The organism is Pseudomonas poae RE*1-1-14 (assembly GCF_000336465.1).
GTDB classification, from domain to species: domain Bacteria; phylum Pseudomonadota; class Gammaproteobacteria; order Pseudomonadales; family Pseudomonadaceae; genus Aquipseudomonas; species Aquipseudomonas poae.
Window position 1 is genome coordinate 5,149,516 of record NC_020209.1, and the last position, 14,288, is coordinate 5,163,803.

The window sequence follows — 14,288 nt, forward strand, 5'->3', positions numbered from 1 at the left end:
TTTTGTTAAAAACCTTTGCTAAAAAGCGCAAAGCCCCGGAATACGGGCTTTGGTGTTTTGCACGGTTGGTTTTTTTCTGCGATTACCGGATTGTTCTGCGCTGTATCCATGCTCGATAGCGGTTCAGGTTGCATTGAAGCGGTGCACGCCTTTGAAACCTGCGTGCGAGCGAGTTGTGAAGAACGGGCTTCTGTGGCGAGCGGGCTTGCCCCGCGTTGGGGTGCGAAGCGCCCCCCATTCAAGAACAACGCGGTACACCTGACACTGCCCAGAGCATGGTCTTGGGGCTGCTGCGCAGGCCAACGCGGGAGAAGCCTGCTCGCCACAGGGATGTGGTCGCCCCAAAATGGTCGTGCACAGTCAATACTTCAAGGTGACTGTCAGGCTTTAAAATCAACACGTTATTGTAAGTTTTATAAGAGGGAGCAAGCCCCCTCCCACATGGGTTTTCAGTGGACCCGAGCTTCAGGCGTCGTCGCCCTCGTCGTCATCCCCGCCATCCACCTTCATGCCCAATTCCTTGATCTTGCGCGTCAGGGTATTGCGCCCCCAACCCAGCAACACCGCCGCATCGCGACGACGCCCGGCCGTGTGCTTGAGCGCGGTCTCGATCATGATCCGTTCGAACGCCGGCACGGCACTGTCCAACAGGTTCGACTGGCCACGCGCCAGGGCCTGATCGGCCCATTGGCGCAACGCCTGTTCCCAGTTGGTCACCGGGGCCGAATCCTGCGGCAGGCTCAGCAGCTCCGGCGGCAGGTCGCTGATATGCACTTCGCGCCCGGAGGCCATCACCGTGATCCAGCGGCAGGTGTTCTCCAGCTGGCGCACGTTACCGGGCCACGGCAGGTTCTTGAGGTATTCCTCGGTCTCGCTTTTGAGCAACTTCGGCTCCACCGCCAGCTCAAGGGCTGCGCGGCTGAGGAAGTGGCGGGCGAGGGTGGGGATGTCTTCGCGACGGTCCGACATGCGCGGAATATGGATGCGGATCACGTTGAGGCGGTGGAACAGGTCTTCACGGAATTTACCCGCGTGCACCAGGGTTTCCAGGTTCTGGTGGGTCGCGGCGATAATCCGCACATCGACCTTGACCGGTGTGTGCCCGCCAACCCGGTAGAACTCGCCGTCCGCCAGTACGCGCAGCAGGCGGGTTTGGGTATCGGCCGGCATGTCGCCGATTTCATCGAGAAACAACGTACCGCCGTCGGCCTGCTCAAAGCGCCCGCGCCGCAGGTTGGCCGCGCCGGTAAACGCGCCTTTCTCGTGGCCGAACAGCTCGGATTCCATCAGGTCCTTGGGAATGGCGGCCATGTTCAACGCAATGAACGGCGCCGCTGCCCGTGGACTGTGACGGTGCAGGGCATGGGCCACCAGCTCCTTGCCGGTGCCCGACTCGCCATTGATCAGCACGGTGATGTTGGAGTGGCTCAAGCGGCCGATAGCGCGAAACACTTCCTGCATCGCTGGCGCTTCGCCGATGATTTCCGGGGTGCGGGTCAGGGCCGGTGGCGCTTCCTGATTTTGCTGTTCCTGAGCGTGCTGGTTGGCACGCTTGACCAGCGCCACCGCTTCGTCCACGTCGAACGGCTTGGGCAGGTACTCAAACGCGCCGCCTTGATAGGAGGCGACAGCGCTGTCCAGGTCCGAATGCGCGGTCATGATGATCACCGGCAGGCGCGGATGCTGCTCGCGAATCCGCGCCAGCAGGTCAAGGCCACTGGCGCCGGGCATGCGGATGTCGGAGATGATCACGTCGGGCTGCTGGCGCGCCAGGCGGCTCATGACGCCGTCGGCGCTGTCGAAGCTCTGGGTGGTCATGCCTTCCTGTTGCAAGGCTTTCTCCAGGACCCAGCGGATAGAACGGTCGTCATCGACGATCCAGACAGTTTCACTACGGCTCATGTCGATGGGGCTCCTTGTTCCAGTGGCAGAAAGATCGAGAACGTGGTGTGGCCGGGATGGCTCTCACATTCGATCAGGCCCTGATGCTGGCTGATGATGTTCTGGGTAATGGCCAGGCCCAGCCCGGTACCGTCCGGGCGGCCGCTGACCATGGGAAAGAAAATGGTGTCCTGCAGGTCGGCAGGAATGCCCGGGCCGTTGTCGATGATCTCGACCTTGGTGACCAGGCGATGGCGTATGTGGCCGATGGTGAATTGACGCAGCGCGCGGGTGCGCAGGCTGATGCGGCCCAGGCGCAGTTCGTTCTGGCTGCTGATGGCTTGCATGGCGTTGCGCACGATATTGAGTACCGCCTGGATCATCTGTTCACGGTCGATCAAGACGTCGGGAATGCTCGGGTCGTAGTCGCGCACCAGCGTGATGCAGCCCTGGCTTTCGGCCTCGACCAATTGGCAGACGCGTTCGAGCACTTCGTGCACGTTGGTCATCGCCAGGGATGGCAGCTTGTTGGAGCCGAGCATGCGGTCCACCAGGTTGCGCAGGCGGTCGGCCTCTTCAATGATGACGTTGGTGTAGTCCTTGAGATGCTCTTCGGGCAGCTCGCGCGCCAGCAGCTGTGCCGCGCCGCGAATGCCGCCGAGGGGGTTCTTGATCTCATGGGCCAAGCCGCGCACCAGCATTTTGCTGGTTTCCTGCTTGGACAGCTGTGCTTCTTCCTTGGTGATGCGCAGCAAGCGATCTCGAGGGTGCACTTCCAGCAGCAGCAGCGTGGCGCCGTTGCTGAGGATGGGGGTTACGGCGTAGTCGACGGTCAGCGTCTGGCCGGTGAGGGCGGTGAGCATCGCTTCGCGCTTGGTAAACGGGTGTGCCTGTTCTACCGCCTGGCGCAACGAGCTCAGAGCTTCGGCCGATTCGGTGAACAATTCGCTGATGAACTGCCCATGGCTGCGCTGGCCGCTGATGGCCAGGAGCATCTCCGCCGCCGGGTTCATGTACTCAAGGCGCAGGTCGGCATTGAGCAGGATGGTCGCGGTGGTCAGGTTGTCGAGTAACAAACGGTGCAGTGCATCGCTGATGGTCATCGGGACCTCTTTTGGAGCAAGGCGCAGGCTTGAGGCACACGCTGATACAAGGAAAATGCAAAAACCAAACCAAGGCTCCGAAAAGAAGCGCGTAACGCCTGAAATAGCGACTTTAGGCGCGAAACTGTGGCGTTCTGCCAGCTTGAGCGGGAAGTTTCGAACCAAAATGGGATGGGCAGGTGAGTAGGGTGCAGGCTTGCGCACTAATATAGTGCGATTTCTTCAGGTTTGTTCAGGAAGCTGTCGCACGAGGATGCTGAATGCGTGATAGCTAAATGTGGGAGCGCGTATGCTCCCACACGATTGATCAGGTTTGCAGGTTTAGCCCTTGTATATGCACAGCTCGGCGGTGGCGCGGATCATCGCCAGTTGGCGCAGCGGATCATTGAGCGGTTCGTGCACGGCTTCGGCCAGCCATTGCGGGCATTGAGGGTCGGTGCGTTGAGGGGTGAAATCAGCCAGTTGCTTGAGCAGGCTTTTTTGCAGTTCGTCCAGTTGCGGGCGGATTTGCTTGACCAGGTCCGGGCGCGGATCGTCAGGCGCCTTGCCCTGGAACTGCCAGTCGGACAAGTGGGTGTACTGCACCAGTTTGTTCGCTTCGATTTGCGCAGAGAAGAATTGCTCTGCGGCGGCAGGGTCGAGCTTGTAGCTCGGGGCCTGGGCGACAACGCTGGCAATCACTTCCTGCTCGCGTTTCTTGTCTTCCACAGGCTTGTGGCTGTCCCATTTGCTCAGGGCCACCTGATCGGCAATCTCCAGGCGCTCGGCGATGCTGTTGAGCAGCGGCTCAAGGGTGGGCGGCGCGGCACTGGCAGTGGCGCTGGCGCCGGCAAACATCAAGGCAAACAAAAATCGTGATTTCAACGGTGATCTCCTTGTGGGAGGGGACTTGCTCCCGATGGCGGTGGGTCAGGTTATACAGGTATTGCCTGAAACTCTGCCATCGGCGGCAGGCTCCTTCCCGCATTCTTCATGCTCGGGCAAAAAAAAGACCTCCCGAAGGAGGTCTTTTTCATCACGCCACCTTAAGCGGCGCTACCGGATCAGCAGCTGTAGTACAGCTCGTATTCCAGTGGGTGTACGAAGGTGCGAACCTTGATTTCTTCAGCGCTCTTGAGCTCGATGTAGGCATCGATGAAGTCGTCGCTGAACACGCCGCCTTTGGTCAGGAACGAACGGCCCTTGTCCAGCTCTTCCAGGGCCTCTTTCAGGCTGCCACACACCTGTGGAATTTCCTTGGCCTCTTCAGGCGGCAGGTCGTACAGGTTTTTGTCGGCGGCGTCGCCAGGGTGGATCTTGTTCTGGATACCGTCCAGGCCAGCCATGACCAAGGCAGCGAAGGCCAGGTACGGGTTGGCAGCCGGATCCGGGAAGCGGGCTTCGATGCGACGAGCGCGCGGGCTGGACACGTAAGGAATACGGATCGAAGCGGAGCGGTTGCGCGCCGAGTAGGCCAGCATCACTGGCGCTTCAAAACCTGGGACCAGACGCTTGTAGGAGTTGGTCGACGGGTTGGTGAAGCCGTTCAGGGCCTTACCGTGCTTGATGATACCGCCGATGAAGTACAGGGCGGTGTCGGACAGGCCGGCATAGCCTTCGCCAGCGAAGGTGTTCTTGCCATCTTTGGCGATGGACAGGTGAACGTGCATGCCCGAACCGTTATCGCCGTACAGAGGCTTGGGCATGAAGGTCGCGGTACGGCCGTAGGCAACGGCGGTGTTGTGTACGCAGTACTTGAGGGTCTGAACTTCGTCAGCCTTGGCAACCAGGGTGTTGAACTTCACACCGATTTCGTTCTGGCCGGCAGTGGCCACTTCGTGGTGATGCACTTCGATGACCAGGCCCATGTCTTCCATGGCGTTGCACATGGAGGTACGGATTTCGTGGTCGTGGTCGAACGGTGGCACCGGGAAGTAGCCGCCTTTGATGCCGGGACGGTGGCCGTGGTTGCCGCCTTCCACGTCCTGGTCGGACATCCAGGAGCCTTGTTCGGAGTAGATCTTGAACATGGAGCCGGAGATGTCGGACTTGAACTTCACTTGATCGAAGATGAAGAACTCTGGCTCAGGGCCCACGAATACGGTGTCACCGATACCGGTCGACTTCAGGTATTCCTCGGCACGCTTGGCGATCGCACGTGGGTCGCGGTCATAGCCCTGCATGGTCGAAGGCTCGATCACGTCGCACACCAGGATCAGAGTAGGCTCTTCGGTGAACGGGTCGAGGACGGCAGTGGTGTCGTCCGGCATCAGGATCATGTCGGAGGCTTCGATGCCTTTCCAGCCGGCAATGGAGGAACCGTCGAACATTTTGCCTTCTTCGAAGAACGCATCATCCAGCGCATCGCGAGCCGGCATGGTCACGTGATGCTGAGTGCCTTTTGTGTCCGTGAAGCGCAGATCAATCCATTTAACGTCATGATCTTTGATGAGTTGAACCGACTTCGACATGGTGTCCTCCGGGTGGCTTCGGGCTGGGGTAGTGGAGTTAGCCCTTAGAATGTTGGTGATGCCGGCGCGGATAGTCCGCCATGGCAACCTGCCTCACAAGAGAGCAAATTGCATGCCAGTGCGCCAACATGGGATTTATGCTCCAAATGCGACCCTATAAAGGTGCATAGCGACAAATGACGCAAAGCGGTGCACCTCAATGTAGCGTTGCGAGCTGCAAATGCACGCATTTAGTGCGCGACAAGTGCGGTGCATATTAACTGGTTAAACCTTGAGCGATTTCCGCTATAATCCGCGCCCCCCTTTTTCAGCAGGCCCGGCACGCGCTGTTTCCATGAAATTAATCGTAAAAGTCTTCCCCGAAATCACCATCAAGAGCCGACCGGTACGGATGCGCTTCATCCGTCAGTTGGCCAAGAATATCCGCGCCGTGCTCCGTGATCTGGACCCGGCCGTGGTGGTGAATGGTGTGTGGGACAACCTCGAGCTGGAAACCCGCCTGACCGACGCCAAAGCCCTGAAGGACATGACCGAGCGCCTGAGCTGCATGCCGGGCATCGCGCATTTCCTGCAAGTGGACGAGTACCCGCTGGGTGACTTCGATGACATCACCGAGAAGTGCAAGCTGCACTTCGGTAATGAGCTTGAAGGCAAGATTTTTTCGGTACGCTGCAAGCGTGCCGGCAAGCACCCGTTCAGCTCCATGGATGTGGAGAAATACGTCGGCAGCAAGCTGCGTCGCGAGTGCGGCGCCGCCGGAATTTCCCTCAAAGCGCCGCAAATTGAAGTGCGCATGGAAATTCGCGACCAACGGTTGTTTGTGATTCACAGCCAGCACAACAGCATCGGCGGCTACCCGCTGGGCGCCCTGGAACAGACCCTGGTATTGATGTCCGGCGGTTTCGATTCCACAGTGGCGGCCTATCAGATCATGCGCCGTGGCCTGATGAGCCACTTCTGCTTCTTTAACCTGGGCGGGCGTGCACACGAATTGGGCGTGATGGAAGTCGCGCACTTTATCTGGAAGAAGTACGGCAGCTCCCAGCGCGTGCTGTTTGTGAGCGTGCCGTTCGAGGAAGTACTGGGCGAAATTCTCGCTAAAGTCGATAACAGTCATATGGGCGTGGTTTTGAAGCGTATGATGTTGCGCGCTGCGTCCCGCATTGCCGATCAATTGCAGATCGACGCGCTGGTGACCGGCGAGGCGATCTCCCAAGTGGCCAGCCAGACGCTGCCCAACCTGTCGCTGATCGACTGCGTGACCGAGAAGCTGGTGTTGCGCCCGCTGATCGCCAGTCACAAGCAGGACATTATCGATCTGGCCGAAGAAATCGGTACCGCCGATTTTGCCAGGCATATGCCGGAATACTGCGGGGTCATTTCGGTGAACCCCAAGACCCACGCCAAGCGCAACCGCGTGGAGTACGAAGAACAACAGTTTGATATGGCGGTTCTGGAGCGTGCGCTCGAGAACGCCAAGCTGGTCCCGATCGATCGTGTGATCGACGAGTTGGGCCAGGATGTGCAGATCGAAGAAGTCAGCGAAGCCCTGGCCGGTCAGATCGTCGTCGACATCCGTCACCCGGATGCTGCCGAGGATGAGCCGCTGGAAATCGCCGGCATCGACGTACAAACGCTGCCGTTCTATGCATTGAACGCGCGTTTCAAGGAACTGGATAACAGCCGTCAGTACCTGCTGTATTGCGACAAAGGCGTGATGAGTCGCCTGCATGCCCACCATTTGCTCAGTGAGGGGCATGCCAATGTGCGCGTTTATCGACCGAGCTAAGAGCCCGGGGCTGTTTGCCTGTGGCCTGCGTCACCGGCCCCCCGACTCTGCCGTCAAGCTGTAACGGCAAGGCCTGACTCTACTGTTAATCGCTGCCACGACCTGTCAGCACACCGAATCCTCTGATCGAGATACACAAGTGATCGAAAATCTACGTAACATCGCCATCATTGCTCACGTTGACCACGGTAAAACCACCCTGGTAGACAAACTCCTGCGTCAATCCGGCACCCTGGAGCGCAACGAGCTCAACGACGAGCGCGTGATGGACTCCAACGACCAGGAAAAAGAGCGCGGTATTACCATCCTGGCGAAAAACACCGCCATCAACTGGAACGGCTACCACATCAACATCGTGGACACCCCGGGCCACGCCGACTTCGGCGGCGAAGTGGAACGCGTGATGTCGATGGTTGACTCCGTGCTGCTGCTGGTTGACGCTCAAGACGGCCCTATGCCGCAAACCCGTTTCGTGACCAAGAAGGCCTTCGAAGCCGGCCTGCGTCCGATCGTGTGCATCAACAAGGTTGACCGCCCAGGCGCGCGTCCGGATTGGGTTCTGGACCAGATCTTCGACCTGTTCGACAACCTGGGTGCCACCGAAGAACAGCTGGACTTCCAAGTCATCTACGCCTCGGCCCTGAACGGTATTGCTGGTCTTGACCACACCGACATGGCTGAAGACATGACCCCGCTGTACCAGTCGATCGTCGACAACGTACCCGCGCCGAAAGTTGACCGTGAAGGCGCGTTCCAGATGCAGATCTCTGCACTGGACTACAACAGCTTCCTGGGTGTTATCGGCGTTGGCCGTATCGCTCGCGGCAGCGTCAAGCCGAACACCCCGGTTGTGGCTATCGGCGCCGACGGCAAGAAGCGTAACGGTCGTATCCTGAAGCTGATGGGTCACCACGGTCTGCACCGTGTAGACGTTGAAGAAGCTTTCGCCGGCGACATCGTCTGCGTGAGCGGCATGGACTCGCTGTTCATTTCCGACACCCTGTGCCAGCCGGACACCGTCGAGGCGATGAAGCCTCTGACCGTTGACGAGCCAACCGTTTCGATGACCTTCCAGGTGAACGACTCGCCGTTCTGCGGCAAGGAAGGCAAGTTCGTGACCTCCCGTAACATCAAGGAGCGTCTGGACAAAGAGCTGCTGTACAACGTTGCACTGCGCGTTGAAGAAGGCGACTCGGCTGACAAGTTCAAAGTCTCCGGCCGTGGTGAGCTGCACCTCTCGGTACTGATCGAAACCATGCGTCGCGAAGGCTTCGAAATGGGCGTGGGTCGTCCGGAAGTGATCATCCGTCAGGTTGACGGCGTGAAGCAGGAACCGTTCGAAAACGTCACCATCGACACCCCGGAAGAATCCCAGGGCAAGGTCATGGAAGAGATGGGCCTGCGTAAAGGCGACCTGACCAACATGGTGCCGGATGGCAAGGGCCGTGTACGTCTGGAATACAACATCCCTGCGCGTGGTCTGATCGGTTTCCGTAACCAGTTCCTGACCCTGACCAACGGTGCTGGCATCCTGACCTCGATCTTCGATCGCTACGACACCATGAAGTCCGGCGACATGTCCGGCCGTCAGAACGGTGTACTGGTATCGGTAGAAACCGGCAAGGCGCTGACCTACTCGCTGGAAACCCTCCAGGCGCGTGGCAAGCTGTTCGTTGAACACGGTCAAGAGATCTACAACGGTCAGATCGTTGGTCTGAACAGCCGTGACAACGACATGGGCGTCAACCCAACCAAAGGCAAGAAGCTCGACAACATGCGTGCTTCGGGTAAAGACGAAACCATCGCTCTGGTCCCACCTGTTCGCTTCACCCTGGAACAGGCCCTGGAATTCATCCAGGACGACGAGCTGTGCGAAGTCACGCCTAAGTCGATCCGCCTGCGTAAGAAGATCCTGGACGAAGGCGAGCGTACCCGCGCTGCCAAGAAATCCAAGAACTGAGTTAACTCAGGCTGAATAAAAACGCCCCCGGTCGAAAGGCCGGGGGCGTTTTTTTATGCCTGCATTTTGTGCTGGGCTGTTGTGGTGAGCAGGCTAATGAGATGGTCACTCCCAACACCCTGTGAAAGCTTAGCCCTCACCGGGTGTTGGGGGTGACCATAGATTGTTGTGGCGAGCGGGCTTGCCCCGCGTTGGGCTGCGAAGCGGCCCTAAAACCTGGCGCCGCGGTTTGTCTGGGAGAATGCGGCGGCCTTATTGGGGGCTGCTGCGCAGCCCAACGCAGGACAAGCCTGCTCGCCACAGGGAATCTGCGCTTAACTGAATGGCATTGGGGCAAGCCCGCAGGACACAGGGAATCGGCTTTTGGATCAGAACTTGTCGAGGGTCTTGAAATTAGTCTCGCGCACCACTTCTTTCGGCTTATACGCGCAATACCCTGGCCGCGGCCCGATTTTCGGGTGGTTGCGGCACGTATCCGGGCGCTTGTCATAAATAGTGCAGAAGCGCGTCTTACGATCCAGGTACAGGCAATCGTTGTTGCTCATGCGTTGCAGGGTGAAGATTTCCGATTTGGAATTGAAGCGCTCCACGATGCCTTCCTTCTGCAACCGCTTGGCGATGTTCTTCGGCGGGTCACCGCGCTCGAATTCGTCGACGATGCCAATGCGGATCAGGTCCTTGATCTTCACCTCCACCGGCAGCGTGCAGCAGCTGGACACGCAGCCGCCGCACATGTGGGCGGAATATTTCTGCCAGGTCTCTAGACGGTCGAGTTCCGCGGCGGCGATCAGTTGAGGCTTCATCAGGGTTCCAGGGTGGGGCGGTAGCAGGGCGCGCGATCATACCGGGATTGGTGGTTTTTTGAACAATATTTTGCGGGTTTCGGCCAAAAGGCATGCCTGGGCCAAAAGCGGGCACGGCGCCTGCATCAAATTCACCAAACGGTGAATGAGTTAAAAAACTGACGAACCGCAGCCGCTACCGTCGGTCAGACGGTCTAGGCTCTAGCAACTCCTTCTATCTCGCCCGAGGTCGCAATTGATGTCTCAGGAACCACTTGCACGAGAAGCAGAGGTAGCCGCATTTCGCGATGCCGTCTTGACCAAACTCACCTATGCGGTGGGCAAGGACCCGGATCACGCCTTCGACCACGACTGGTTCGAAGCCATTGCCCTGGCCGCCCGCGACCAGATGGTCGAACACTGGATGGACCACACCCGGCGTATCTACCGCAAAGGCCAGAAGCGGGTGTATTACCTCTCTCTGGAATTTCTTATCGGCCGCTTGCTCTACGACAGCCTGAGCAACCTGGGCGTGCTGGAGATCGCGCGGGACGCACTGGCTGAGCTGGGCGTCGACCTTGAGCGCATTCGTCTGCTGGAGCCCGATGCGGCGCTCGGCAACGGTGGCCTTGGGCGTCTGGCCGCGTGCTTCATGGAAAGCATGTCCACCCTCGGCATTGCCGGGCACGGTTACGGCATCCGCTACGAGCACGGCTTGTTCCGCCAGGCGATTGTCGATGGCTGGCAACAGGAGCAGACCGAACGCTGGCTGGATTTCGGCAACCCGTGGGAATTCGAGCGCGCCGAAGTGATTTACCCGATCGGTTTTGGCGGCAGCGTCGAAACCCTGCCGGATGCGTCCGGCAAAATGATCCAGGTGTGGACGCCGGGCGAAACCGTACGCGCGGTGGCCTACGATACGCCGGTGGTCGGCTGGCGCGGCGCCAGCGTCAACACCCTGCGCCTGTGGCGTGCGCGCGCCGTTGAGGACTTGCACCTGGAGCGCTTCAACGCCGGTGACCACCTGGGCGCCGTCGCCGAAGTGGCCCGCGCCGAAAGTATCTCCCGCGTACTTTACCCGGCCGACAGCACCGAAGCCGGGCAAGAGCTGCGCCTGCGCCAGGAGTACTTCTTCGTCTCCGCCTCGTTGCAGGATCTGCTGCGCCGTCACAAGAACATGCACGGCTCGGTACTGAGCCTGGGCGAGCACGCGGCGATCCAGCTCAATGACACTCACCCGTCCATTGCCGTGGCCGAGCTGATGCGTCAACTGGTGGATCTGCACGACATTCCCTGGGAAGCCGCGTGGGACGTGACCGTCGAAACGCTTTCCTACACCAACCACACTTTGTTGCCCGAAGCCCTGGAAACCTGGCCGGTCGGTTTGATGGAGCGCATGCTGCCCCGCCACATGCAGATCATCTACCTGATCAACGCCCAGCACATCGACTCGCTGCGCGCCAAAGGCATCCACGACTTCGATGTGCTGCGTGCCGTTTCGCTGATCGAAGAAGACAATGGCCGACGCGTGCGCATGGGTAACCTGGCGTTCCTCGGTTCCCACAGCGTCAACGGCGTGTCCGGCCTGCACACCCAGTTGATGCGCAGCACCGTGTTCAGCGAACTGCACAAGCTCTACCCGGAGCGCATCAACAACAAAACCAACGGCATCACCTTCCGCCGCTGGCTGTACCAAGCCAACCCCAAGCTCACGCAGATGCTGGTGGACGCGCTGGGGCCGGACATTCTCGACACCATGGAAACCCGCCTGACGGAGCTTGAAACCTTCGCCGAGAAACAGGCCTTCCGCAAAGCCTTCGCCGATCAGCGCCTGCACAGCAAGCGTGCGCTGGCCGAGATCATCCATGAGCGCCTGGGCATTTCGGTCAACCCGGCGGCGATGTTCGATGTACAGGTCAAGCGTATCCACGAGTACAAGCGCCAACTGCTGAACCTGCTGCACACCGTGGCGCTGTACCAGGCGATCCGTGCCGAGCCGGGCACTGACTGGGTGCCACGGGTGAAGATCTTCGCCGGTAAGGCGGCGGCGAGTTATCACCAGGCCAAGCTGATCATCAAGCTCACCAACGACATTGCGCGCACCGTGAACAACGACCCGACCGTCCGCGGTCTGCTCAAGGTGGTGTTCCTGCCCAACTACAACGTAAGCCTGGCGGAAAGCATCATCCCGGCGGCGGACTTGTCGGAGCAGATTTCCACCGCAGGCTTCGAGGCCTCGGGCACCAGTAACATGAAGTTCGGCCTCAACGGCGCGCTCACCATCGGCACCATGGACGGCGCGAACGTGGAGATGCACGAGCAGGTCGGTGCCGAGCACATGTTCATCTTCGGCCTCAGCGCGCAGCAGGTGGAAGCCCGCAAGCACGCCGGTGAGTTCAGTGCCGGGCCGGACATCGCTGCGTCCCATCGCCTTAACGATGTGCTGCAGGCGATTCGCGGCGGGGTGTTCTCGCCGGATGATCCGGGCCGCTACGTGGGCTTGATCGACGGGCTGATCGACTACGACCGCTTCCTGGTGTGCGCCGACTTCGATTCCTACTGGGACGCCCAGGCACGGGTCGAAGCGCATTGGCACGACTCCAAGGCGTGGTGGCGTTCGGCGGTGCTCAACACTGCGCGCATGGGGTGGTTCTCGTCCGACCGGACAATTCGCGAGTACGCGACCGAGATCTGGAAGGCCCTGGACTGACCTTGCAGGAGCGAGCTTGCTCGCTCCTGCAGCGCGGTGCTGCTTTGCGTGAACTCTATTGGCGTTAAATCCTCTGATGAGAGGATTTAAGCCCCGACTCGCGCTAAACTGCGCGGGTTTTCAGCCCCCCATTGTCCGGAGCCTTACATGTCCCGCGTTACCTTGAGTCGCTATTTGATCGAGCAGACCCGCAGCAATAACACGCCTGCCGATCTGCGCTTCCTTATCGAAGTGGTGGCGCGTGCCTGCAAGGAAATCAGCCACGCCGTGTCCAAAGGCGCATTGGGTGGTGTCCTGGGCAGCATGGGCACTGAAAACGTGCAGGGCGAAGTGCAGAAGAAGCTCGACGTGATCTCCAACGAGATCCTGCTCGAAGCCAACGAATGGGGCGGTCACCTGGCCGGCATGGCGTCCGAGGAAATGGACAATGCCTACCAGATCCCGGGCAAATACCCGAAGGGCGCCTACCTGCTGGTATTCGACCCATTGGACGGCTCGTCCAACATCGACATCAACGCACCGGTCGGCACCATCTTCTCGGTACTGCGTTGCCCTAACGAATACCTGAGCCAGAACGAAGCGCTGAACGAAAAGGCTTTCCTGCAGCCAGGCACCGAGCAGGTTGCCGCCGGCTACGCGATCTACGGCCCACAGACCATGCTGGTGCTCACCTTGGGCGACGGCGTAAAAGGCTTCACCCTGGACCGCGAAATGGGCAGCTTCGTACTCACCCACGAAGACATCACCATTCCTGCATCCACTCAGGAATTCGCGATCAACATGTCCAACCAGCGTCACTGGGAAGAACCGGTGACCCGCTATGTTGGCGAGTTGATGGCCGGCGAAGAAGGCCCGTTGAAGAAAAACTTCAACATGCGCTGGGTGGCTGCGATGGTGGCCGACGTGCACCGTATCCTTACCCGTGGCGGCCTGTTCATGTATCCGCGCGACAGCCGCGAGCCTTCCAAGCCGGGCAAGCTGCGCCTGATGTACGAAGCCAACCCGATGTCGTTCCTGGTCGAGCAGGCCGGCGGTGCGTCCACCGACGGCCACCAGCGTATCCTCGACATTCAGCCTGAAGGCCTGCACCAGCGTGTGGCGGTGTTTTTGGGCTCGAAGGAAGAAGTTGAGCGTGTGACGGCGTATCACAAGAAGTAAGCACGGGCGATAAGCAATCCGCCATGTTGTGAGGCGGATCACCCTTGAAGAAGCCCCGAAACGTTTCAGCGTTTTCGGGGCTTTTTTTGTTTTTGCGTGTCGGGAACCAGACCCCCCTTTTCCCTTCTAAGCTTCTGGCAGACACCCATGCTGCTTCGTCCCTCCAGGAGTTTATCCATGTCGTTACGTCGTCTCGCCTTGCTGACTTTTTGCGTGCTGCTCGCCGCTTGCAGCAAGGTCAATCAAGAGAATTTCGCGAAGTTGTCGGCCGGGATGCCCAAGGCCGAGGTGGAGTCGCTGCTGGGTAAGCCAACTGACTGTTCCGGCGCACTGGGTATGTCCAGCTGCACCTGGGGCGATAAGAACAGCTTTATCAGCGTTCAATATGCCGGTGACAAGGTTGTGTTGTTTTCCGGGCAAGGCCTGAAGTAAACCGGGGCGCAAGCCTGCGGGAG

The 14,288-nt window shown here is 59.5% G+C and carries 10 protein-coding genes; 5 read left to right on the forward strand and 5 right to left on the reverse strand.

Annotation, left to right across the window (positions count from 1 at the left end; genetic code table 11):
- Nucleotides 1–465: 465 nt before the first annotated feature.
- The 4 genes from ntrC to glnA all read right to left on the reverse strand — a co-directional run bounded on the left by ntrC (nucleotide 466) and on the right by glnA (nucleotide 5,434).
- Nucleotides 466–1,902, reverse strand: a complete 1,437-nt coding sequence (gene ntrC, locus H045_RS22605) for a nitrogen regulation protein NR(I) (protein WP_003237477.1) — start codon at nucleotides 1,900–1,902, stop codon at nucleotides 466–468.
- Nucleotides 1,899–2,984 carry a nitrogen regulation protein NR(II) gene (gene glnL / locus H045_RS22610; RefSeq protein WP_003237475.1) on the reverse strand — a complete coding sequence of 362 codons (1,086 nt, stop codon included), beginning with the start codon at nucleotides 2,982–2,984 and terminating at the stop codon, nucleotides 1,899–1,901. Before glnL ends, ntrC begins: the two co-directional genes overlap by 4 nt.
- A gap of 321 nt (nucleotides 2,985–3,305) precedes the next feature.
- Nucleotides 3,306–3,848: a chorismate mutase gene (locus H045_RS22615; protein WP_003237473.1), complete on the reverse strand. Its 543-nt coding sequence runs from the start codon at nucleotides 3,846–3,848 to the stop codon at nucleotides 3,306–3,308.
- Nucleotides 3,849–4,027: 179 nt separating this feature from the next.
- The gene (gene glnA, locus H045_RS22620; protein ID WP_003237471.1) at nucleotides 4,028–5,434 is read right to left on the reverse strand and encodes a type I glutamate--ammonia ligase; all 1,407 of its coding nucleotides are present in this window, start codon (nucleotides 5,432–5,434) and stop codon (nucleotides 4,028–4,030) included.
- 334 nt (nucleotides 5,435–5,768) lie between these two features.
- On the opposite strand from glnA, the gene thiI reads away from it, so the two are divergent.
- Together thiI and typA are read left to right on the forward strand one after the other, a co-directional pair.
- Nucleotides 5,769–7,223 carry a tRNA uracil 4-sulfurtransferase ThiI gene (gene thiI, locus H045_RS22625; protein WP_032871373.1) on the forward strand — a complete coding sequence of 485 codons (1,455 nt, stop codon included), beginning with the start codon at nucleotides 5,769–5,771 and terminating at the stop codon, nucleotides 7,221–7,223.
- 139 nt (nucleotides 7,224–7,362) lie between these two features.
- Nucleotides 7,363–9,183 (forward strand): translational GTPase TypA, encoded by a 1,821-nt coding sequence (gene typA / locus H045_RS22630; RefSeq protein ID WP_003237466.1) that lies wholly within the window; start codon nucleotides 7,363–7,365, stop codon nucleotides 9,181–9,183.
- Between the two features lie 368 nt (nucleotides 9,184–9,551).
- Here typA and H045_RS22635 read toward each other — a convergent pair whose 3' ends face one another.
- A complete protein-coding gene (locus H045_RS22635) occupies nucleotides 9,552–9,986 on the reverse strand; it encodes a YkgJ family cysteine cluster protein (RefSeq protein WP_003237464.1) in 435 nt (144 codons plus the stop codon).
- Nucleotides 9,987–10,224: 238 nt separating this feature from the next.
- Between H045_RS22635 and H045_RS22640 the strand changes: the two genes are divergently transcribed.
- The 3 genes from H045_RS22640 to H045_RS22650 all read left to right on the forward strand — a co-directional run bounded on the left by H045_RS22640 (nucleotide 10,225) and on the right by H045_RS22650 (nucleotide 14,265).
- Nucleotides 10,225–12,675, forward strand: a complete 2,451-nt coding sequence (locus H045_RS22640; RefSeq protein ID WP_003237462.1) for a glycogen/starch/alpha-glucan phosphorylase — start codon at nucleotides 10,225–10,227, stop codon at nucleotides 12,673–12,675.
- 147 nt (nucleotides 12,676–12,822) lie between these two features.
- Nucleotides 12,823–13,833, forward strand: a complete 1,011-nt coding sequence (locus H045_RS22645; protein WP_003237460.1) for a class 1 fructose-bisphosphatase — start codon at nucleotides 12,823–12,825, stop codon at nucleotides 13,831–13,833.
- A gap of 177 nt (nucleotides 13,834–14,010) precedes the next feature.
- A complete protein-coding gene (locus H045_RS22650) occupies nucleotides 14,011–14,265 on the forward strand; it encodes a lipoprotein (protein WP_003237458.1) in 255 nt (84 codons plus the stop codon).
- Nucleotides 14,266–14,288 lie beyond the last annotated feature (23 nt).